The 24,613-nt window shown below is 43.7% G+C and carries 13 protein-coding genes; 9 read left to right on the plus strand and 4 right to left on the minus strand.

Features of this window, described 5'->3' with window-relative positions; all coding sequences use genetic code 11:
- Positions 1-146: 146 nt before the first annotated feature.
- From B2W36_RS07450 to B2W36_RS07475, 6 genes are all read left to right on the plus strand, one after another.
- On the plus strand, positions 147-3,353 hold the full coding sequence (locus B2W36_RS07450; protein WP_293887185.1) for a SusC/RagA family TonB-linked outer membrane protein: 3,207 nt from the start codon (positions 147-149) through the stop codon (positions 3,351-3,353).
- Positions 3,354-3,358: 5 nt separating this feature from the next.
- Entirely contained in the window at positions 3,359-4,954 is a 1,596-nt protein-coding gene (locus B2W36_RS07455) for a RagB/SusD family nutrient uptake outer membrane protein (RefSeq protein ID WP_293887186.1), read from the plus strand.
- A 12-nt stretch (positions 4,955-4,966) separates the two neighbouring features.
- On the plus strand, positions 4,967-5,842 hold the full coding sequence (locus B2W36_RS07460; RefSeq protein WP_293887187.1) for an endonuclease/exonuclease/phosphatase family protein: 876 nt from the start codon (positions 4,967-4,969) through the stop codon (positions 5,840-5,842).
- Between the two features lie 8 nt (positions 5,843-5,850).
- Positions 5,851-6,651, plus strand: coding sequence for an endonuclease/exonuclease/phosphatase family protein (locus tag B2W36_RS07465; RefSeq protein ID WP_293887188.1), 801 nt, complete (start codon positions 5,851-5,853; stop codon positions 6,649-6,651).
- Between the two features lie 385 nt (positions 6,652-7,036).
- A complete protein-coding gene (locus B2W36_RS07470; protein WP_293887189.1) occupies positions 7,037-10,087 on the plus strand; it encodes a SusC/RagA family TonB-linked outer membrane protein in 3,051 nt (1,016 codons plus the stop codon).
- A gap of 5 nt (positions 10,088-10,092) precedes the next feature.
- The gene (locus B2W36_RS07475; protein ID WP_293887190.1) at positions 10,093-11,739 is read left to right on the plus strand and encodes a RagB/SusD family nutrient uptake outer membrane protein; all 1,647 of its coding nucleotides are present in this window, start codon (positions 10,093-10,095) and stop codon (positions 11,737-11,739) included.
- Positions 11,740-11,899: 160 nt separating this feature from the next.
- Here the strand turns inward: B2W36_RS07475 and B2W36_RS07480 are convergent, their stop codons facing one another.
- The 3 genes from B2W36_RS07480 to B2W36_RS07490 are packed head-to-tail and all read right to left on the minus strand — an operon-like array spanning position 11,900 to position 17,894.
- On the minus strand, positions 11,900-12,826 hold the full coding sequence (locus tag B2W36_RS07480) for a hypothetical protein (protein WP_293887191.1): 927 nt from the start codon (positions 12,824-12,826) through the stop codon (positions 11,900-11,902).
- 2 nt (positions 12,827-12,828) lie between these two features.
- Positions 12,829-14,688, minus strand: a complete 1,860-nt coding sequence (locus B2W36_RS07485; protein ID WP_293887192.1) for a RagB/SusD family nutrient uptake outer membrane protein — start codon at positions 14,686-14,688, stop codon at positions 12,829-12,831.
- 11 nt (positions 14,689-14,699) lie between these two features.
- Positions 14,700-17,894, minus strand: a complete 3,195-nt coding sequence (locus B2W36_RS07490; protein ID WP_293887193.1) for a SusC/RagA family TonB-linked outer membrane protein — start codon at positions 17,892-17,894, stop codon at positions 14,700-14,702.
- A gap of 334 nt (positions 17,895-18,228) precedes the next feature.
- On the opposite strand from B2W36_RS07490, the gene B2W36_RS07495 reads away from it, so the two are divergent.
- Positions 18,229-19,218 carry an Rpn family recombination-promoting nuclease/putative transposase gene (locus B2W36_RS07495; protein WP_293887194.1) on the plus strand — a complete coding sequence of 330 codons (990 nt, stop codon included), beginning with the start codon at positions 18,229-18,231 and terminating at the stop codon, positions 19,216-19,218.
- 110 nt (positions 19,219-19,328) lie between these two features.
- Here B2W36_RS07495 and B2W36_RS07500 read toward each other — a convergent pair whose 3' ends face one another.
- Positions 19,329-20,393, minus strand: coding sequence for a glycoside hydrolase family 43 protein (locus tag B2W36_RS07500; RefSeq protein WP_293887196.1), 1,065 nt, complete (start codon positions 20,391-20,393; stop codon positions 19,329-19,331).
- A gap of 242 nt (positions 20,394-20,635) precedes the next feature.
- On the opposite strand from B2W36_RS07500, the gene B2W36_RS07505 reads away from it, so the two are divergent.
- Together B2W36_RS07505 and B2W36_RS07510 are read left to right on the plus strand one after the other, a co-directional pair.
- Positions 20,636-23,812: a ligand-binding sensor domain-containing protein gene (locus tag B2W36_RS07505; protein ID WP_293887197.1), complete on the plus strand. Its 3,177-nt coding sequence runs from the start codon at positions 20,636-20,638 to the stop codon at positions 23,810-23,812.
- A 2-nt stretch (positions 23,813-23,814) separates the two neighbouring features.
- Positions 23,815-24,579: a response regulator transcription factor gene (locus B2W36_RS07510; protein ID WP_209579360.1), complete on the plus strand. Its 765-nt coding sequence runs from the start codon at positions 23,815-23,817 to the stop codon at positions 24,577-24,579.
- The last annotated feature ends 34 nt before the right edge of the window (positions 24,580-24,613 follow it).

Raw genomic sequence — 24,613 nt, forward strand, 5'->3', positions numbered from 1 at the left:
AATTGGATAAAGAGGAATTGCGGTCCCCTTTATCCGTTTAAATTAAACGTTTCTAAAAATTTAATTTCATCAAAATTATGAAAAAAAAACAGGTGGGACAAAATCTCTCCTCTAGACAATTATTGTCACCTAAAATTAGGTATAATATGAAGATAGGATCCCTTGCCATTACAGGAGTTTTACTTTCTGTCAGTGCACTCGCGTTTCCCCAGCGAATAACGCTCAAAATGAAAAATGTACCCTTGAAGCATTTTCTGCAATCTGTTCAAAAACAGACTGATATTGCGCTGCTTTACCCTGAAAATTTATTGGCCGACAAACGGATAAACGTCGATATTGACAAAGAGGAGCTGGTGCCAGCGCTAAGGCAGGTGCTCCGGAAATTTAATTTGACGATTGCACAGGGGGCTGGGCAAATCACTGTAATACCCGACCTGACTGCCCGCAGTCAGCCAATTAGCAGACTGGTTGTTTTCCAGGAAAAAATAACGGTCAAAGGGCGCATTTTTAATACGGCTGAACCTCCTGTTCCTCTTTCGGGTGTTACGGTAGCTGAAAAAGGCGGGATGGCCACGTCGGTTTCGGACGATGAAGGCTATTATTCGATCACGATAGCTAAAGGGAGCAGGTTGTCGTTTTCAGCAGTTGGCTTCTTGACCAAAGAGGTGCTGGTGAATAAGACCGAAGCGAACCTTACGGTATCGCTTAAGGAAAATGTCTCGGATCTGGATGAGGTGGTGGTCGTGGGGATGACGGAAATGCAGCGAAAACATATAGCCAGTTCTGTCGCCTCATTGGATATTAAATCCAATATCGAAGGAAAACCTATTACCAATCTTTCGCAGTCGCTGCAGGGCGGTGTTACAGGACTTACCGTTCAGCAAGGCTCAGGCCTGCCGGGTGGTGATGCGGCCAGTATTAAAATACGGGGTATTTCGACGTTAAATAATTCGGACCCGCTGGTGCTTGTCGACGGCGTACCCATGGATATGAATCATATTGATCCGGTAACGGTGGAGAGTGTAACCATATTAAAAGATGCGGCTGCAGCAGCTATATATGGTGCCAGGGCAGCGAACGGCGTTATTTTGGTGACGACCAAACGCGGAAAAGCGGGGCAGATCAATGTACTCTACGACGGTTACTACGGTCAGCAATCGCCGACAATCCTCCCTGAATTTGTGGATGCGCCTACTTACATGCGTATGTATAACTATGCGCAGGTGGCATCCGGAGGGCAAATATTGTATACGGATGAGCAGATTAGCAAAACCGAATCTGGGGAAGATCCCATCAATTATCCGAATACCAACTGGACGGATATTGTTATCGATGATTATAGTCCGCTAACCTCCCATTCTTTAGCTGTGAGCGGTGGAAATGATGTAGCACGATTTGCGGTAACGGGCAATTACATGTACCAGAAAGGGATGTTGCCGCTCAACAAGATGGATCGCTTTAATATCCGTGCGAATACCTCCGTATCGCTTTCGAAGCGGTTTTTGATTAATCTGGATGTTTTGGGTATCAGACGGAATACCTTGTACCCAAACCGAACCATCGATAATGGGGGCAGCAGAATCTTGGACGACCTTTATCGGCTGCCGCCTACGGTACTGCCCAAATATCCACAAGAGGAGGGATGGCCAACCATTTATGGTCGGTATGCGGATATTGTCAACCCACTGGCTTATGAAGAGGTTGGCGGTACCATTGGGTATCAATATGATCAGGCAACAATCAATCTACAGCCAAAATGGTCTATTACTGACAATTTGAACTTGCGGGGGCAGTTTAGCTATAGGCTCAACAGTGATGTTTATAAGCAAAACCGGGATAATTTTTATTTCTTCGATTATTATACCAAACAGTTGGTACAGACCTGGGCGGTACAGCGGAATGCATATTCGGAGACCAGAAATACCTATTATTATTTGAGCGGCGCGTTGGATTACAACAAGACGTTCAAAAAGCATAATCTCTTTGCGATGGGTGGATTTTCTGTTGAAAAATTTAATGAGGGTTATTGGAAAGAATCGTCGTTGGTGTCGAGCTATGCGAAAGCAAATTATTCGTACGACAACCGCTATCTTGCCGAACTATCCTTTCGTGCAGATGGTTCTTCCAAATTTGGCCCTGGAAAGAAATATGGTTATTTCCCGTCCATCGCATTGGGATGGAACCTACATAATGAAGCTTTTTTTCATGTGGATGCGATCAGTAATCTGAAGCTGAGGGCTTCGTATGGACAGCTGGGCAATGAGAATATTGGTTTATATCTGTACCAAAATCTTATCAATGCGACCAATGGAACAGAGTCTGTATGGGGTAATCCAAACATTACCTGGGAAAAGGTTAATATCCTGGATGTGGGCTTGGATCTGTCGGTTTTCAAAAATAAGCTTTCTTTGACCTTTGATTATTACGACAAAAAAACAAAGGATGTGCTTCTGAAACCTACTGTGGCACCCTCCGGCGCTATTGGTTCGGCTCCTTTGAATGCAGGTAAGGTGAGCAATACCGGAATGGAACTGTCGCTGAATTATAACGATAAGCTCGGCGATGACTTTAGTTTTTCGATAAGACCGGGCATCTCTTACAATAAGAATAAGATTACTGAACTATTGGGTGGTCCGTACTATTCGGGTATCTCGACGAATGAGGTGGGGTATGCTATAAAGAGTCATTATGGTTATGTAACGGATGGTATTTTGCAATATGCTGATTTTGCTGCTGATAAAAAAACAGCATTGGTTCCGGCGCTCGCGGGCGAAGGCCCGGGCGATATCAAGTATGTTGACCTTAATGGCGACGGTATGATTGACGAGAGCGACCAAAAAGTGATCGGCGACCCTACGCCGAGGATCAATTATTTTAGTAATGTAAGTTTCAGTTACAAGAACTTCGATTTTGAGTTTTTGTTGCAGGGGGCAGGTAACCACGATTATTCGGCGAATCTCGGGGGTAAATCTGCCGGTTACTTATGGCATCCGCTGAATTTGAGTGCCTCGGGTGGTATCCCGACAACCTATCGGGCGGCGAATACCTGGCGCGAAAATAACCAGGATGCCATCTATCCCCGTTTGCTGGCAAATCCGGCAAATAACGTGCTGCGCAGTGACTTTTGGTTGTTTAATGCGAAGTACCTCCGTGTCAAATTTATTCAGGCTGGGTACCGATTGAATAGCGCCTACCTCAATAAATACGGAATTAAAAATGCGCGCTTTTACATCAATACGCAAAATCCTTTTCTTTTTACCAAATTGAAAATGGCTGATCCGGAGTCGCAAGGGGGATCGTGGACCTATGGTATGATGCGTATATTTTCTGTTGGGTTAACGGCTAATTTCTAATAAACATGAATACAATAAAAACTAAGATAAAATTACTGAGCCTACTTGTGGTGGTCCTGTCAACTAGCTCATGTGAAAAATTCCTGACGATCGACAGTCCGGAGGGTGTATCGGACGAGCAGTGGTGGAATACAGAAACAGATGGGTATAATGCCTTGGGAACTGTTTATGCGGGAATACCGGGGGGCAGTTCTGGGCGGAACATCATGTATTATGCAGGACTTACGGACGAAGCCGTGCAGCGCGGTGACTTTAAGGGTGATTACGACGGTTTCACCCGCGGCCTGGCCTCTAGCCGCTGGGGGGTGTCGAATAGCTTATGGGCAGATGATTATACGTGTATCCGTCGGGCCAACAGGTTTTTGGAAAACATAGACGGGGCTTATATTGATGCCGAACTGAAAGAAAGGATGAAGCTGGAGGCTAGGGCATTGAGAGCGTATTATCACATGGAATTGATGTTGGTGTTTGGTGATATCCCCTTATTGACTCAGTCTTTGACGCCGACGGAAAATCAGTCTTCTCGAACTGCTCAAAAAGAGGTATATGATTTTATTGTAGCCGAATTGAAGGACTGTGCTGCCAAGCTGCCGGCAAGTTATGTAAATGCTGATCGGTGGCGGATGACAAGTGGTGTTTGTCTGTCGCTGCTGTCGCGACTGGGATTGTACTATAAAGATTTTGAACTTGCGAAGGCTTCGGCAAAGCAGGTGATCGACTCCAAAGTGTATAAACTCTGGATCAGTACGACAAATAAAAATGACAGTTATTCGGAGCTCTTTAGCTACGCGGGTGAACTGAATGATGAACGGATATTTTTTAAAGAAAATGGCTGCGCGAATGCCTGGACATCTTTTGCTCCTTTTGGTATCGGGGGCGAAACTTATCTGTCGCCCACGAATACGGTAGTCAATAATTTTGAAACCAAACAGGGCAAGACCATCCAGGAGCTTGGACGTGACTCGGTGCTGATCTATCAGCGTAATCCAAATTATAAAAACAACAGGGATCCACGGTTGGCAGCGTCGGTTTTTTCACCGAACGATAAATTTCAGAACCAATATACCCTTGATCCTTTTTATAATCCGACAGATAAAATCGGTGAAACGAAATCTACTGCCACAGGGTATTGGATAAAGAAATATATTGATGCCAGAGATCGTCAGGCTAAGAGCGGAAGTCTTGATTTTATGATCATACGCTATGCTGAAATATTGCTCAACTATGCGGAGGCAATGATAGAGACGGGGCAGTGGAGCAATGCTGAAACGCTTGCTGCGATCAATGAAGTGCGGGCAAGGGCAGCGATGCCTGCGGTTAACAGTGGGATATACGGCACGCAGGCAAAAATGCGCGAGCTCATCCGTCGGGAGCGTCAGGCGGAACTTGCTTTTGAAGGAGGCCGTTATTTCGATATCCGCCGTTGGGGGATCGATGAAGCTGTAATGAATGGGGAGGTCTTTGGAGCCACAAACCCTAAAACGGGAGAACTTGTGCGGGTACAGAGCCGTACGTACAAAAGAAATCGCGAGGGCCTGTGGCCTATTCCAGAGGCTGAGATCATTGCAAATCGCAATATGGTGCAAAATCCAAATTATTAATATTTCATACTGATGAAAAAGAAAATAAAGATCGTTTTGTTGGGCCTGCTCCTGCTGCAGGCTGTTGTGGGCTTGCAGGGATGCCGCAAGACCTATAGTCCAGGTGATTGGAATTTGCTGCCGGCGAAAGAGCCGGAGCAGCCCCAGGAGCCCGATGATACAGCTACCAAAAGTTTGAAAGTGATGTCGCTCAATATGAATGTGGGTACAACCGTTGCGAACTTTGATGCTATGTTGGATCTGATTAAAGAATATGATCCTGACTTATTGTTTTTGCGGCAGGTGGATAGTGCGACGACCCGGGCGGGGAAGGTAGATCGTCCGGCTGCCATCGGGAAAGCATTGGGTATGGTATCCTATTTCAGGAAAAATATAGATTACCAGACGGGGGGATTTGGGAATGCCGTGTTGTCCAAATTTCCGGTGAAGGAGAAATATAGCCAATTGTTGAGTCGTGAGGAGGGGAGTACGGCCGAGCTTCGGAGTATGGTGATGATTAAAGTGGAGGTACAGGAAGGGCATGCACTGTATTTTGCGGGCACTGAGCTGGATCCATCGGTTGCCAATAACCGGGCGCTTCAAGTCGTTGACTTGCTCAATGCGACGGAGAAATTGATGCAACCCGTGATTTTGGTCGGTAATCTAAATGAACAGGAGTCGGCCAATGGTCCTGTACTATCTTATCTTAAGGGCAGCTTTACCTTTGCGTGTTTAGGTACTGGGTGCCCCTGGAATGCACCAAAAGATAAACCCACAGGTGTATTTGACTATATCACCTTTAAGAATATGGACGATAAGCTCCAACTCAGTAAATATGGCCCTTTTTCTAAATCGGCCAATAACTTTCTGCCGATGACTGCAGAGTTCAAATTAAAACTTCCTAAATAAATTATACCATGAAAAAAATAATTCTTGGGGCGATGGCCCTGTTAAATTTAATGAGCTGCAGTGGGGATGAGAAATTAGATCTTACGCCTCCTGCAAAGAAGAAGTTGGTCACCATGACGTACAATATTCACCATGGGGCACCTGAAAATTCAGAGGTGGTCAATCTGGCTAATATTGCTGCGGTGATAAAAAGCAGTGGAGCGGAAGTTGTTGCACTTCAGGAAGTGGATGTCAATGTGGCACGTTCGGGTAAAGTGAATCAGGCTGCGGAGCTGGCAAAGCTACTGGGAATGGAATATCATTTTTCGAAGTCCATTGATTATAATGGTGGTGAATATGGTGTGGCTATTTTAAGTAAGTATCCGATGACCAACAAGCGGCGGGAGTTGCTGCCCATGCCGACAGCGGGCGAACAACGCAGTATTGCTGTGGCCACGGTGACTCTGCCCGATGGCAAAAGCATTGAATTTGCATCGACGCATCTGGATCTGAATGTGCCTAACAGGACCGCACAGGCTGAATTTTTGAACCAGCTGAGCACTTCGTTAAACAAGGCGCTTTTTGTAGGGGGAGACTATAATGCAATACCGTCGAGCAGCGAAATGGTCAAACTTAAAGAGCGGTTTACTTTGTCTTGTATGAGCAGCTGTCCGCTTTCATTCCCGGTTAAGACACCGACGAAAGCCATTGATTTTGTTTTATTTAATGCTCAGGCCGCCAGTAGCTATACCTTGGTTTCATCCGTTGCGCTGACCGGTCAATATGCATCAGATCATTTGCCTGTATCGGTTGTATTTCAATACGATTAAGAAACAGCCAAGAGCGCTGGATAACAAGAAAGATGTGGCATCAGTAGTAAGAAAGATTAGGCCTTGATAAAGAGAAGATTGAGACGTTGATCATGAGGATTTGGCGGCCTAGTAAAAAGGGTGCAGTAAGGGAGTCTTGTATTGGACTCCCTTTTTTATGTACTGATGTAGACTGCTTTTTTCTATAAAATTTTTCATGCAAAACCGATTTTGCCAAACGAAATGGATTTGAGGTTTGTTTAATTCATTGTTGTAAACCTGCAAAACAGGCGGCGCAGATGTGTCTGAGTTATTCCAACGAACTATTTATATATAATGCTAACTATTAAACAAGATGCGATTTTGGCTAAAAGCTAAAACGTTTTAAAACCAACAATTATTAGACATGAGCAATGTTGATTTAAAGACAATGGTGCGCTTGACTGGGAAATCCAGGTTGTTTTTCTCACTGATTGTGCTGGCAGGTACGATCACTCACGCACAATCAGCTCCGAGAGCCATTCTGGAGAGCAGTTTCCTGAAGGAGACAAAAACTAACCAACAACAATTAACAGGTAAAGTGCTGGACAGCAATGGGAAGCCAATTGCAGGTGTGACTATCACTGTCAAAGGAACTGCTAAAAGTACACAGTCTGACGCATCGGGAAATTTCACGCTGGATGCGAAGGCGGGGCAAGTACTGGTGGCGACTTCCATCGGCTACAAAACCAAAGAAGCCTTTGTGGAGGACAGCAGTGTTTCGATTCAACTGGAGGCTGATCAGAGTCAATTGGATGAAGTGGTCGTTGTCGGATACGGTACACAAAGGCTAAAGGAGGTCACTTCCTCCGTTGCGCATGTGAGCGCAGACCAATTTCGTCAAAGTGGTGCGCGAAATCCCTTAGATCTTATACAGGGTAAAGTGGCGGGTTTACAGGTGTCCAGAAGCGGTTCTAACCCAAATTCAGGTGTAGCGACGCAATTGCGCGGAGCAATTTCTGTGACCGGAAGTGCAAGTCCTTTATTTGTAATTGATGGAATACCTGGCGGAAATCCGGATCTGCTCCAACAGGATGATATCGAGTCTGTGGATGTTTTGAAAGATGGTTCGGGCGCGGCGATCTATGGTACCAGTGCCAACGCAGGTGTCATATTGATTACGACCAAGCGAGGAAAGCCGGGAAAATCGGTATTTAACTATTCCAATTATTTTCGAAAGGAATTTGTGTATAATAGACCCGATTTTTTGACTCCACAGGAATTCAGGGATAAGATTGCATCGGGCGAATTAAAGCAGCCGGATTTTGGCCACTCAACAGACTTTTTTGAAGATTTGATCAACAAGGATAATTTTTCACAAAATCACAATCTATCCCTGTCTGGTGGCAATGAATCGACCACATATCGTGGTAGTGTAAATTTCAGAAATCTGGAAGGTATCGCCAAGGAAAATTCGCGGAAGGAATATACGGTGCGCGCCAGTATTAATCAGAAAGGTTTGAATGACCGCTTGAATGTATTGATGAACATCGCGACGAATACCAACAATGCGAATCTGCTGGGCGGGGGCGGCTGGGAGAGTGAGGCGACTAAAAATCCCACCTTGTCAAATTTTAATGACGATGGATCGTATCGTTACGACCGCACAAGCACAAATGAATTTGCACGCTTATTTACGGAAACCAGTTACCGGAAGCAACAAACATCGTCGCTGGATGGAAAGGCGGATCTTACCATCATTGAGGGACTAAAAGCCAGCGTGTTTGGATCGGTGCAACGCAACTCGTATATCGATGGTTCGTATCGGGCATTGAACAGTGAAGCGTCTATGGAAGATGAGGATTATCCGGGTGGAGGCTATGCTTCGAAATCGAATTTGCTGAATGAGCGGTATGCGTTTGAGCCTACACTTCAATATAACACAACCCTTGCTGAGAAGCATAGCATAACAGCATTAGCTGGCTATAGTTATCGTTATGAGAAAGATGAGGGGCAGAGTGCAGATAATAGGGGTTTTATAAATGATCGTTTTCATGAGGATAACCTTTCGGAAGGGCAAGCATTACGCGATGGTCGTGCTAATATGGACAGCTACAAGAATGACAATACGTTGATTGCTTTTTTTGGAAGGGTAAATTATACGTATTCCGATAAGTATATGGCTCAGTTTATCCTTAGACGAGAAGGTTCTTCTAAATTTGGTGCAAACAATAAGTGGGGCAGTTTTCCTGCCGTATCGGTAGGCTGGAATATCAGCAATGAAGACTTTATGCAGGATGTTGATTTTATCAACAATTTGAAGCTTCGTGCGGGTTATGGAGAAACGGGAAATACAGGGTTTTCCAACAACGCTTCCCGATTGACATTAGGGGGCGGCGGAAAGTACCTATACCCCGACGGAGCCTACCGGGAAACTTACGGTCCTGATCGTAACCCCAACCCTAACTTGCGTTGGGAGACAAAAAAGGAGACGAATATCGGTGTCGATTTCACGCTATTCAGCAACAAACTTTCGGGTTCGATTGATGTTTTTCAGCGTAAAACCGTTGATCTGTTGGATACGTACACTACACCTCAACCTCCTTACATACGAAATAATATCTATTCTAATGTGGGTACGCTTTCTTCCAAAGGTATCGAATTGGCGCTAAGTTATCGCGCTATTGAACGTGACAATTTCAAATGGAATATGGACTTTACAGCGAGTACGTTGAAGAATGTAATGGATAGTTACTCGAATGATATTTTTACGGTTAAGTATAAGGAGTTTGGGGACATCGGCGGAGCGGGTGCCCTCGGCAACGCATTTACCACCTATGAAGGACATCGCATCGGGGAGTTTTTCGGTAAACGATTTGCCGGATTTGATGCGGATGGGAAATGGCTGTTTTATAACCGAAATGGTGAGGCGGTAAGAAATGATCAGATCAATAATTCGCGGGATGATCTCAACGCTTCGGATTTATCGGTGATCGGAAATGCTGTACCCAAATATTATCTTTCGTGGACAAATAACTTTTCGTATAAAAACTTTGACCTCAGGGTGTTTATGCGTGGGAAATTTGATTATGACATCTTAAATACGACTGCGCTTTCGTATGGTAATAAAGTGTGGTCGGGCAACCTGTTGAGAGATGCTTTCACCAAATACAAAGATATCAACGATACCTATATGTATTCGGACTACTACCTCGAAAGTGGAAGTCACTTAAAAATTGACGAAGTCACCGTGGGGTATCGATTTAAATTAAAAAATGACAGTTGGGTAAACAACCTGCGTGCTTACATGACTGTACAAAACCTGGCGACGATAACCGGTTACTCGGGCAACGATCCAGATTTTGTATTGGATACGGGTTTGGGGAATGAAGTGAATGGGCAGCGCTTGGGGATTGACAGCCGCGGTCCTTATCCGAATACGCGGTCGCTTTTGTTTGGTGTAAATTTTAGTTTCTAATTCCTATGAAAAATATTTTTAAAATTTTAATGCTGGCGTGCGTCGTCAGTGCGTCGAGTTGTACAAAATTGGATGAAAATGCTTACGATGTTATTGTTGCAGAAGATTTTTATACAAATAAGAATGAAGTAATTTCTGCTGTATTGCGACCTTATACCCATGCCAACGCTTGGATATCGCCTTCGGGACAGGATGGCTGGTGGCGTCCGGCCGAATTATCGGCCGACCAATTGGCCTGGCCAACTAAAGGACGGCATGGAGAAGATAATGGCAAATGGAAGCGACTACATTATCATACCTGGACAGTAGATGAAGGAGGTTTAAACAATGCCTGGGTGTTAATGTACTGGGGGGTAGGTCTATGCAATAGCCCCATCGATATTCTTGAAAAATCTGATGTGGCCAGTATGGGGATTACAACGGAAGAAAAGAATCAATACATTGCCGAGCTTAAGCTTTTACGCGCATTGCACTACCTAAAGCTGATGGATCTTTTCGGAAATATTCCGATAACCACAAAAGCGCCGACCACTGCTGAAGAACCTCTACCGGAGCCCTCTTCTACCAAAGAAGTGTTTGAATTTATTGAGAAAGAAATTCGAGATAATATTGACTTAGCCCCAAAATTATCGCGGGCGATGTTGGGTCGGGTGTCGCAGGCTACAGGGTACGCGATGCTAGTCGAACTATATTTAAATGCTGAGAAATGGTATGGACAGCCGAGATGGGATGACTGTATCGCGGCAGCTGATAAGTTGATATCGGGTGACGGGGGTGGTTTGAATGGTGCCATGGAATTAGATCCGAATATTAAGGACGCTTATGTTCCGACGAATGATCTCTCCAAGGAAACCATTTTTTCTATCGCTTACGATTATAAAAAAGCTGATTTTTCGGCGGGTTTTCCGAGTGAGTTCTATCATTTTGTGCAGAGTGAAATCTATGGTGGCGGCAGAAACGGAAATAATGGGATTGTATTGGTTCCTGGTGTTTTCGGTCAGTATGCAGCAAATGATCTACGGAAAAAGGAATGGTTTTTAAGCGGCCCAATGGTGAAATTTGTGGACGGTAAAATGGTTGAAGGATCGGAAGAGTATAAAGGTGAACAGCTTGTCTTTGTGGATTATATTCGTCGGGCAAAATCGGGGGGTACATCGTCTACCATGAGTGACGGTGAAGAAAACAGTGGAATCCGATTTAATAAATATAAAATTGGAAATAATGTGGTCGGTACGGTCAATGGTGTTAAAATACCTGTTGACGAAAATTACAACAATACCGATTGGAATGTGTATCGCTTGAGCTGGATTTATTTTGCGAAAGCCGAAGCGCTGATGCGCAAAAGCGGCGGTACTGCTTCACAAGTTGCAGTTGACTTGATTAATATGTGCAAAAAAAGGGCATTTGCTGATGCCGACTGGGCGGCAGCACAATACAATACGAGTACGCTGACGTTAGATGAGCTTTTGGCGGAGCGTGGGCGTGAGTTTATTTTTGAGGGGTTCAGAAGGCGTGATTTAATCCGTTTTGGTAAATTTCATACCGCAACGTGGTGGGATCATAAACCTACTGCTGAAAACAAAACGGTGTTTCCGATACCTCAACAGCAGATATCGATGAATCCCAACTTAAAGCAAAATCCTGGTTACTAGGATGCTTCGGGTTAGGAGCGGTGTATTTCTACGCTATAGGGGGATACATCGCTTTTTTTGGTCCAAATAGGTGGGTAATTTACATTTGAATAATGTTATTATGTTAGGGGTACCAGCAGAGCTGCGGTACCCCATACTATAAAGGGATAAAAGGGACAAATTAATTTTGACGTTTAATGCTGATGTTTAGATAGCGATTGTTGTCATATCCGCTCAAAGCATTGACGATAACGACACCATATTTTTCGTCTGGTGTCTTAAAGTAGAACATGCTGCCCACTTTAAGATCATTTAGCGAAAGATTGGTCGTTTTGCGGGAAATTGCATTGTTCTGAATAACTGTTCCAGACGTTAAGGTGTTTAGAAATGTGGAGGCCTGATTGGTCTGTATACCGGAAAAATAGGTTGCCCGGCCTTTTCCGGATAGATCCGTAAAGTCGAAAGCTTTAAAGGGAATTGGACTGGCTTGTAGCGAATAGATATTATAGGAATAGGTAATGCCACCATTGGCTTCTACTTTATAGGTGCGATACATCCCCAGATCGATTTTTCCTGCATTCGCTTTGGCTTCAGCATAGGTATATGTTTTCCCTTCCATCAGGTCAATAAAGCAAGCGCTGCTTTGCGCTGCGCTATCTGGCATATAGAGTATGCGATTGTTCAGATGGGCGTAATCTGATAGCACATTATAGGTCACTGAAGTATAACCATCGCCCATAAATACGCCTTCGCTGTCCACCGCCATTATTCGAAAAGTGGTAAGACCCACCTTATCGGCCTTAATTTTATAGACATAGCGGAAGCTTCTTTTTTCGCCGTCTGCCAATGGGATTTTGAGTGCCGCTGCACCGGCGCCATTGTAAAAGATCCATACCTGATGCATGTCTTTGGAAGCTGAGCTAATCGTAAAATCGACATAGATGGAGTCTCCGGAAGCAACATCCTTGTAAGTACCAATACTAAATTCATTTTCTTGGTGCAGGGTCACTTTAACATCCGTAAACTGATTGAAAATATTGTCGCCTTCCCGTTTGCAGGAAAGCAATATGCTGAAGAGGATAAGGAGCAATAAATATTTCTTTTTCATAATTAGTTGTTTAGTGGATCGAATGTACCGCCTTCATAACCGATTGTTTGCTCGAGCAATGGAGATGAGCTCATAAAGGTATTTGGTAGTGGGTAGAAATAATAATAATCACGGAAAGCAAAGGCTCCATTTGCGCTTTCTGCGCGTAAATTATACGGATATTTGAAGTAATTCAATACGGTATCTCTATTGTTCATGTCCAAACGCTCGCGATGCACGATCCCGGCAGCGTTCTTTGCTTCTAATATTTTCTTTAGAGCATCGGATTTGGTTTCGAACAGATACGTTTGGATCGTTCCTTCGAGGGTATGCATGCGACGCGTCCGTCGTAGGTCGTGATAGCGCTTTCCTTCAAAAGCGAATTCAATTTGCCGTTCGTTCATCAGTAGATCGCGCATCTGTTCTTTGTTGGCAGCGAGAGACAAACCGTAATCGTATTTCCCCTGTTCGATGCCGGCACGTTGCCGGATACTACGGACCAGTTCTTTCGCGAGCGCCAGATCGCCTGTTTCATTTGCTGATTCAGCATAATTCATCATGACTTCGGCAAATCGGATTTCAATCCAGTCCATACCATTGCCGCCTATGTCATTGAAAATGCCCACAGATGCAGATGAAAGTGATGGATTGACAAATTTTTTGCAATAAAAGGATTTTATGGAGGATTCTCCGTCTGCATTGGTGTAGTTCCACTGTTTTCGTCCTGTCTTGCCGCTCAATGGCCAGTCTGCACCGTTATAGACGATGGTGTTTTTGAACCGTGGATCTCTGTTTTTCCAAAAAAGCGCATCATCATACAGGAGGTTATCCCCGTTGGCGGGTGTGCCATCTTTCATGCGATAGGCTTTGAGCAAAAGGGTGGTCGGAACATAATAATCTGCTGGTGCTCCGCCTTCGGAGGCGGGGCGCGATGCGCGTTCGACAATAGTGTAACGCTTAGGTGATGTGGCAGAATAGGAACGAAGTAGTACCGCTTCTGTATTGGCTATGCCTTCTTTTAAAAAGATTTCATTATAGTTGGGCATTAAGGCCCGCCCAGTAGCTTGACAGAGTTCATAGGCTTCTTTGCTTGCCTGAAAAGCAGTTTGCCAACGTTGTGCTTCGTAGGGATGCGCTGCATTGTCGGTTGGATTAAACTGTGGACTGGCCCAGTATAGCAGCGCTTTGGCTTTCAGCGCTGCTGCTGCTGCTTTGGTAATTTTACCGCGGCCAGTGCCATCGTCCCAGGTTACGCCATCTAAATTCATCATTGCAGCATCCAAGTCGCTGACGATTTGTGTAAAGCATGCTTTTGCGGATACCCGACCACTTAACTCCAGTTTGTCTGGATTTTGAGGGTCGAGTACAAGGGGCACGCCACCGTAGAGCCGTGTAAGCTCAAAATATACGATGGCGCGTAGGGCATAAAACTGTCCTAAAAATTTCTTCTTGACCTCTGGTGGCAGGGTTCCTGCTGGAATATAGGCGATCGCATTGTTGCAGCGTGCAATGTCAAAGTAGCGGTTATCCCCAATATTGGTACCCTGGTATTTGGTGGCAATGTATTTGACATCATTAAGTGTGATTTCCCCACTCAGACCCAATACTTTTTTGCTGGCTGCATTCGTTCCCGAAAAGTAGTTTTCGTCACTGGCATAGTGCATCTGCATATCGTTTGTTGTGACTTCATGCGGATGGGTAGGCATGATCATGCTATAGGTACCAGCCAGATAGTATTCAATGGCACCTTCGTTGTCCCAAATGCGCGCGTCCAGACCACCATGATCTACGAGCTCAAAAAAATCATCTTTACAGCTCTGTGTCATCAGGGCTGTACTCGACGCCACCAATAAGGCTATTATGTATGTAAAATGTGTTTTCATGTCTTAAAATTTTAAATACCAAAGTTTAAACCAAAGGAAATCGTACGGATTGTGGGATAATTGTACAAAGAAGAGGAATAGGGGTCGCGGTGTTTAAATGGTGCGACAATGGTCCATAGGTTATTACCCGACAGCATCAGCTTGAGCGAGCGTACATTGATCTTATCTGTAAAGGTTTTAGGGACACTCCAGTTGAACACCATATTGTTGATACGGATGGTTGTACCATCTTCTGCCCAGAAGGTAGAATTCCACTTTTTCATCATCGCAGCATCGTCATATCTTGGGAATTTTCCATTGGGGTTTTCCAACGACCAATGGTCTTCCCAAAAACTTGGAACATTCACGAATGCAGTAGGAGCGGTCATGGCTTGGGACTCATAGAATACTTTTCCGCCAAATACGGCCCTGAAATTGGTGTTTAAGGAGAACGATTTATAAGCCAAGCCAACGGTGATCCCTGTTGAAAAAACCGGCGATGTATTATCAAACATGGTGGTTAGGTCTTTTTCGGTGATCTTGCCATCGCCATTGGTGTCTTCGTATACGGTCCAGCCGACCTGTGGTACTTTGCCGTCGATGGTATAGTTGGGGTTCTTGGCCAAGAAATTATCCACTTCCTGTTGTGTACGTAACATATCCTGATAGATCAGTCCATAATTTGAACTGTTGTATTTACGGGAGTCTGTTCCCATTTCCACCTTCCAGTCTGGATAGGAGAAATCCCATAGCTGGAATTTGTTGAAGTACATTTGGGTCGTGTAACTTGCCGAATAGCCAAAGTTCATATTGGTGGAAAGTTTGAATCCGTTGGAGAAGGTGTTTTGGTAACCCAAGGAAAATTCGGTACCCCAGCCTCTTCGTTTCTGGTAGTTGACGACTGGTGCTTTGAATCCGGCGTACATCGGAAAATTCTCGTCGTTACCTTTGTCAAATACATCGTACGAGTTTCGGAGATAGTATTCGAACCCAAAGCTCAGTTTGTTGTCAAACCAGCGGGATTCTATTCCGAAGTTGAAGGTACGGTGTTTCTCCCAGGAGATATCGGGATTGGCAATAATGGTTGGGTTGAGTGATGCGACCGGAGTTTCGCCGTAGAGATAGCCTGTATTGACGAGGTCGACACTGAACCGTTCTTGCCATAGCCGCGCTAACACGCGGTCTTCACCTACCAGTCCATAGTTAGCCCTTAGTTTTAAGTAGCTGAGATAATTGAGGTCTTTAAAAAATTCTTCGTCACTGACCACCCAACCAGTCGCTACCGTGGGGAATACCCCCCAGATATTACCTTTCGCAAAATTGGAGGAGGCATCGACACGGGTGATCACTTCAAGTAGATACTTTTTCTTGTAATCGTAATTGAGCCGTCCAAAGAAGGATCGTTTGACGGCTTCGGTGATTGATCGGTCGGACCGCGTGAAAGTCGATTGGTCGAATGCCCAATATTCATCTAAATTTAGCAGCTGTTGATTGGTCCAGTAAGCGGATAATCCTTCTGCATTGGAAGCCGACTGTTCTGCACCTACCATGAGATCAAGGCTATGCTTTCCAAAAGTATTTGCATATTGTAATACGATATTTCCCTGGTAACTATTCCCTTTACCCAAGGAGGGTAAAATTCTTGTCTTGCTACCGTCCATACGAAACACTTTGTCTACGGTGTTGGTGTAGAGCTTGTTGTTGTTTCCTGTGCGTACAAACTCGTATAGATCGTAAGCCGGGAGGTATTCTTGACCACTGGAAGATGTTCCCGAATTGGAGATCTGTATGCGGGCGCTGAATCCTTTGAGGTATTCTGGCGCATAATTTAGGGAGGCGTTAATGTTATAATTTGCGTTGCTGCGTTTTTGGTAGTAGCCTGAGTTGATAATTGCCAGTGGATTGGTATTGCTATTGGCATTGATGTTACTGAAGTTTACCGGTAGGCCATCGATCTGTATGGGTACCCATTGCGGCGTCGTAATCAGGGTTTGATAGAAGTTTTGATCGCGGTCGTCGGATAGGCTGTTTTGGCTATTGGTCTTTGTATTATTTACATTAAAGGCAATATCAGCTTTTAAACCGTCAATAATTTGTGTGTTGAAGCCGGATCGGAATGAATATTTCTGTTGGCTCATACCTGCATAGTTACCGTCTTCTTTTTGATAGCTTCCGCCTGCAAAGAAGGTTATCTTTTCACTTCCACCGGAAATGGATAGGTTATGGCGTTCCATTTTAGAGGGTTTCCAAAGTTCATCATACCAGCTTTTGTACGGATTTGTTTTTAAATAGGCTAAGTCTTCATCCGAAAAGAATTCTGTGGGTTGGGCATTATTGAGTGCGTAGGTTTCGTTCAGTAATTTGGCGTGTTGATAGGCTGAAAGCATTTTTGGCTTTACCGTAGCGTCTGAAATACCGAGGTAACCGTTGTAGGTGAGCTGTGTCTTTCCTACCTGCCCTCTTTTGGTGGTGACGAGGATAACCCCTTTTGCTCCGGAGGCCCCATAAATGGCTGCGGATGCGTCTTTAAGAATCGAAATGTTTTCTACCATGGACGCATCTAGGTTTTCAAAGACATCGGATGATGAAATAATACCGTCAATAACATACAGTGGCTCATTGGTTACCCCTTGCAATTTGGCTTGGTCTGAGGCGAAAGCATTACGAACATTGAGGGTAACTGCTGCGCCTGGCCTTCCCGAAGACTCGCTTACGCCTAATCCTGCGACGCGGTCGCGTAGGGCTGCTGCAATATTGGCTGCCGGGATGTCCTGGATTTCTTTTGGGTCAACAGAGGCTACGGCACCCAAGACTTCGCGCCGTTTTTTTGTGCCGTATCCGACCACGACGACCTCATCTATGCTGGTATTGGATTCGAGCCGGATTGTGATATTGGTTTTGCCCTTCGTGTCTATTTCTTGTACTTTATAGCCCACATAGCTCACAACAATAACTGTATTGTCTGCAGGAAGGTTGATATGGAATACCCCATCTTCTCCTGTTTTTACGCCGGCTTTGCTGCCTTTGACCAGAATAGTTGCGCCGTGGACAGGCTTGCCGTCTTGATCAAGCACACGGCCGGTAACACCGGCAAATTTTGTGGAAAGCAGAAGTGGAGAATTTGTTGTTGGCGATGCAAAAACCGGGGCTGGTGAGAGCGCAAGCAGGGGGCAAAGAAGCTTGATACTCCGCTTTAGCAAAGATTTTTTGAAAAATGGATAATTCATACATTTAACTTGTTTATAATAGGTTTTAAAAAGCGTTTTACGGCAGATTAATTGGTTATCGTGCAAACCTGAACAAGTTCGTATTATCCACTATTTTGCGTGGAAGATATTCCATTAAAGAATTGCTTTGTAACAGGTTTGTTGGGTAATGATAGGGGTAATTTTTTAATCAACTGTCCTGAACTGTTGGCTTGGCTGTAAATGAAATGAGCGCAGCTATTTAAAACATTTTTTGGAATGGCCAAAATAAAGGAAGTAATATATTAAACTTATTTACTAAATATTTTAGTTTTTTTTGTTATATTTGTATTGATAACCAAAAACTTAAATTATCATGGCAAGATTAAAATCGATCGGTAAATATGTTGATCCCCGTACTGACTTTGGTTGGAAGCTTTATTTCGGGCGAGAGGAAAATAAGATTCTTTTAATCGAATTCCTCAATAGCTTATTTGAAGGTGAGAAAATAATTTCCGATTTATTTTATAAGTCAATAGAGTATGACGGTGATCAAGAAGATATGCGAAGGGTTGTTTTTGATTTACATTGTATCGGTACAGATGGAGAAATATTTATTATAGAGATGCAGCAATTATTTCAGGAATATTTCAAGGATCGCGCTGTCTATTATACGTCACGTTTGATTAATAAGCAATTGTCAAAGGGGAAGAAGGGTAATGATTACTGTTTACCTGTGATTTATTTTATAGGGGTTTTAGAATTTAAACTTCATGGGGAGGATGAGGCTTTTCTTTTACGCAAGACTGATCGTCCTTATTTCTATGATGTCGCATTATGTGATAAGACAACGCATGAAATCTTTTATAATAAGCTGGGGTATAAACTCGTGTCTTTGCCGATGTTTAATAAAAAGCCCGGGGAGCTTCAATCAGTCATGGATCAGTGGTTATATGTACTTAAACACTTGAGTACCATGGATAAATTACCGTCTTTTTTGGATAAAAGGATATTTGGCCTTATCTTTGAAATAGGAGAAATAGGTAAATTAACAGAGGAGGATCGGATGTCATACGAATCGAGTTTAAAACATAAGCGGGATGCAGAGAGCGTTTACAATTCAGCTATTCGGTCTGGCGAAGCAATGGGTCTTAAGAAAGGTCTTGCTAAAGGTCTTGCTGAAGGTCTTGCTGAAGGTCTTGCTGAAGGTCTTGAAAAAGGTCTTGCTGAAGGGCTCGCGAAAGGAGAGCATAAACAGGCTTTGGAATCTGCTCGAAAGATGCTAGTGAAGGGCTATAACAAAGCGGATGTTAGTGATATTACAGGTCTTTCTATTGAAGAAATTGAAAAACTTAAAATGGTTTAGTCATTTTGATCTAATAGGTGCATGGTTTTTAAATCCAGTTAATAAGAGATTTTGTCTTTATATAAGCGATGTATTTCTACTGTGTAGGAATACATCGCTTTTTTGTGTTATCACTTTTTTAATGTGGGTCCATGTACGATAAGCTTGCCATCAGCGGTAATTTCCATCGGGTCTATAAAAACCAGTCGTTGATGCCCCGTTGCTTCGGTGCGACCGTGATAGACACAATACCGCTGCTTGCCATCCCGCGAATAGGCTATGCTATTGTGACCAGTACCTGTTACCAGCCCATTTTTTTGTAAAATGGGATTGTTTGAGGCTTTTTTAAATGGGCCTAATGGACTTTTCGAAGTGGCATAACCGATTGCATAATTTTTGCCATCGAAATTATTCGCCGAATACATCATATAATACGTGTGGCCTTCTTTAAAGAGATAAGAGCCTTCTGTCCACCGCCGATTTACTTCTCTGCTGGTTACCGATCTGCTCTCCCAATCGTCCGAAACGCCCATTGTTAGTGGTGGACGCAACAGTAATTTAGGCTCGCCAATGATACCGGAAAAATCAGGTTTAATTTCTACGCCGTATACCCAGCTTTCTTCCACCTTATCATACCAGCCTTTCTTTTTTGCCCAGGTGGCCACCTCGCTTTCGACCGGATGTTTGTAGCAACATCTGGAATAATAGAGGTAAACCCGGCCATCTTCAAACCAAAGATTGGCATCGATAATGGGATAGCCTGGATCAAAAATTGGCCGATCGTACCAGTCGATAAATGGCCCCGTGGGCTTATCTGATACGGCAACACCGATCCTGAAATTCTCAAGTTCTCGCGTCGGATTATCTTTCCATTGGGCGCTATACAGCATATAGTAACGACCATTTCGCCGGTATACTTCAGGTGCCCAAAATGCATCTATTCCCCATCCGTTTTTATTGTCATGATAATAAACCTGCCCCTCAAAAGTCCAGTCTTGCAGGTTGGTGGATGAATAGGCTCCAAAGCCTTTGTCTACATCGCCGCCGGTGCCATACATATAATATTTCCCATCGGAATCCGTCAGGACGAAAGGATCACCGAAAGCGATTGGTAAAGGATTTTGTATTACGGTCTGTCCCTTTAACACAAAAGATAATAGTAGGATAAATAACAATAATGGAAGTGGTCTTTTCATCGTCATGTATAATTGGTGTTAAATTCTTCAAAAGAAGTCAAAATTTCATTCCTTTTTTGCTCAATCTTTTGTCGTTTTGTCTCAAAGTGAATAGACTTAGCTAACATTTTCTTGATTTAGACTGCGCTGTACCATTTTTTGTTTCACACGGCTATTGGCTGTCCGTAATGTCATCACATGTGCTCTTGTCATTTTTTGGTACATTTGATTATATTTGAAAGAACCGATTGCCAACATAGATTATGTCTTATCCTACTTTTTTTGTTTGGCTGATCCTGCAGTTTAGCGTGGTTGTTTGTCATGCCCAATATTATTTCAAGCACTACCAGACGCAGGATGGACTTCCTCATCAGGCTGTTCGCTCCATCTTACAGGATGGCAAAGGCTTTATGTGGGTCGGCACGCGTGCTGGTCTGTGCAGATTTGACGGCTACAATTTTAAGCTTTGCGAAAATAAAGATGATCCTTTTAATAACATCGGCAACAATGTAATCAATACTTTGACCGAAGGGCAGCCAGGAATACTATGGATCGGCACAGGAAAGGGAATGTATCGGTACGATACCATTGGTGAGGTGATATCGCCGGTTGATCTGATTCCGCAGGTGTATATCGAACAGGTAATTGCCAATGGGGATGATATCTGGTTTATTGCCAATTCGTCGCTTTGGCGCTATAGCATAAAAAAGAGCATGGTCAAAAATTATCAAATACAGACTACTGCCTTATTTTTGGATGGTGCCAAAAATCTGTGGACGGGTAATAAGCAGGGGGAACTCCGTATTTTCAACCCGCGTGGGGTGCTTGCGAAAACCATGAAAACGGTGAACTTTAACAGGCCTTCGAATATGAATACCATTAGTGCTATTTTCCCGCTTGATGATGGTGCCGTACTCGTTGGATATTTTGGAGCTGGGCTTAAGCGCTATGATTTGGATAAGCAAACAACGAAGACCATTGTGCTTAGTGAAAAGGAGGATAGTGCTATTTTTGTGCGGGATATCTGTAAGGGAAATAATGGCGATTATTGGGTCGCAACTGAATCTGGAGTGTATATCTATAATGCCAATATCAAAAAATGCCGGCATCTTGGCAAGCGTGCTGATGACCCGTATGCGATGACGGATAACGCGGTCTATAAAGTATGCAAAGATAAAAGCGGGGGGATGTGGCTGGGTACTTTTTTTGGTGGACTGAACTATTGCTCGCTTGAAAACGCACGTTTTCGGAAATACTACCCTATTGTGGGACAGAATTCGATATCAGGATATGCCGTCCGTGAGCTAGTTCCTGATCGGGATGGTCACCTCTGGATTGGCACGGAAGATGCCGGTCTCAATAGGTTTGATCCGCAGAGGCAATTTTTTAGGCACTATCCAACAACAGGTGAAAATGCGCTTTCCTATCCGAATATCCACGGTCTGCTCGCTGTGGGAAATGATCTTCTTGTGGGACCCTTTCACCGGGGATTGGAGATTATGGATATTCGGACAGGGCTAATCCGTCAGCAGCATCGTGCTATAGGTTTACCCGCCGAATCTGGCAACGATTTTGTGTTGAGCATCTTTCAGACAAGTGACAGCACGGTATTAGTGGGTACTGCTTATGATGAGAACGCCGGCCTGTTCAGCTACGACCTCAAAAGAAAGACTTTTGATCGCATCAATCATATCCCTGGTCGTCCTTATGTGCTAAGCATCCGGGAGGATAGAAATGGGTTTATTTGGGTGGGCACCATGTCGAACGGTGTTTATTACTATCATCCCAAGTCGGGTGTACAGGGGAATATTCGATTTGGGAGCAGCACTAAAATAGGTCAGATTCCCGAATTTCCGGTATATGGTATCCATGAAGATAGCATGGGGGCGATCTGGTTTGCCACGGAAGGTGGTGGGCTGATCCGCTTAAGTCGAGACCGAACGTCAACTAAAAGATACGACACTGCTGCGGGCTTTCCGACCAATGTGTATTTTAGTATACTGGAAGATGATTTTCAAAACCTTTGGATAAGTTCGTTGAAGGGGATTTTGTGCCTGGATATTAAAACGGGGGCCTTTAAAAACTATCAGCAAGCCAACGGATTGATCACTGATCAGTTTAATTTTTGTTCGGCTTACAAAGACAGGTCTGGTATCTTGTATTTTGGGTCAGTGAAAGGGCTGATCGCCTTTGATCCCAAAGATTTTTTAAACACTGGACCTCGCCCGGCTTTATTTATTACTGGCCTGGAGATAGACAATAAAGCTATCCATCCTGGTGTGGAAAAAAGTCCAATCAAGCGTTCGGTAGTATACCTCGACAGTATCTGTTTAGCTTACAACCAAAATAACTTCAGTATTGAATTTGCTGCGCTCAATTATACTTCTCCGGCCGTTACCAGATATGAATATATATTGGAGGGGTTAGCTCAAAAACGCACAATTCTTGCTAGCAATAGAAAGGCTTATTTTACGGATATACAACCGGGTAAATATATTTTCACTGTGCGGGCGAAAAGTAATACGGGCAGCTGGAGGAGTATTGAACGTAGGCTTGTGATTATTATAACGCCGCCATTTTGGAAAACTTTTGCCGCATACAGCTTCTATACTTTGCTGGTGATCGTGCTTTTGGTTTTGATTGCTTTTTATTACCATCGATGGGCCATTCGAAAAAATGTGGCTAAACTTATGCGGTTTGAACATGAAAAAGAACGTGAAATCTATGCGGCTAAAATTGAGTTTTTTACGCATATCACGCATGAAATACAAACGCCGTTGACGTTGATCCTTGGTCGTGTGCAGGGCATGCTACGAAAAATTACGGATAGCGACACTATCCGTAAAAACTTGTTACAGGTTGAAAAAAATACATTGAGACTGACCGAACTGACAGCGGAATTGTTGGATTTTAGAAAAACAGAATTGCATCAATTTGGGCTCAATTTTGTGAAAACAAATATTGTTGATTTGTTAAAAGAAGTGATGTCTTCTTTTGAACAGATCGCCGAACAGAGTAATATCCGTTTGAACAGTACTTATCCGGAGGATGATGTCATCGCTTTTGTCGACCGTGAAGCTACGGTAAAAATATTGAACAATCTACTCTCTAATGCTATAAAATATGGTCTCACCTACGTGAATGTGCGGCTGGCAGATCCAGATATCGAAAAAAACAGTTTTAACATTGCGGTAGAAAATGATAGTGAACCTATTCCTGATAAATATGCAAAAAGGATCTTTGAGCCGTTTTTTAGGATAGAAAATAGTCTTGGGTTTGGAACCGGGATCGGTCTTTCGCTGGCCAAGTCGCTCAGCGAGCTGCACAAGGGGACGCTCCAGCTTATAGAACATGGTGGTAGCCTTGTTGTATTTGAATTGGTGCTGCCGCTACGGCAGGAAAGGGAGTTTGAACTTAGCAGTTGGAAAAAAATCAGATAATTATGAGACAGCATATATTGATTATTGACGACAATTTAGAAATTCTGGAATTCTTGTCTGAAGAATTGAATGAAAATTATTGCACACACACCGCTGACAACGGTGAAAGCGCAAAACTTATCTTAGATAGCGAAATGATTGATCTGGTTATTTCGGATATTATGATGCCGGGAATCGACGGTTTCGAACTCTGTAAATTCATCAAATCGAATCTGAACTATTGCCATATACCGGTACTATTGCTGACTTCAAAGAACAGTTATACTGCGCATATCGAGGGGCTTGAAGTAGGTGCCGATGCTTATGTTCAGAAACCTTTTCCTTTGGAACTTTTATTGGTGCAGGTGGACAATCTGCTAAGAAATAGGGTGAATGTAAAAACTCATTTTGCCCATGCACCGTTTGAAGATGTCCGTTTGCTGGCGCCTTCAAAGCTGGACGCTGAGTTTTTGCACAAGCTGGATGCTTATATCAAAAAAAACTTTAGGTATCCGGAACTTGGTATTGATGAACTTGCTGAACATATGTTGATGAGCCGGCCTACATTTTACCGAAAAATAAAGCAGCTTTCTGCGCTTTCGCCCAAGGAACTTGTCGATAAAACGCGTTTAAAGAAAGCGACTGAACTCATGGCGCAAAATGAATTTAGTTTACAGCAGATCGCTACCCTAGTCGGGTATAGTTCGCAGAGTATCTTTAATAAGAACTTCCAAAAGTATTATAAGGTATCTCCATCGGCTTACCTGAAGTCAATGCCGAGATCCTGATTCGATGTAACGATAGGGGTTTAAAAAGGGGCAA

Origin of the sequence: Sphingobacterium sp. UBA3549, assembly GCF_002376635.1 — a bacterium.
GTDB lineage: Bacteria > Bacteroidota > Bacteroidia > Sphingobacteriales > Sphingobacteriaceae > Sphingobacterium.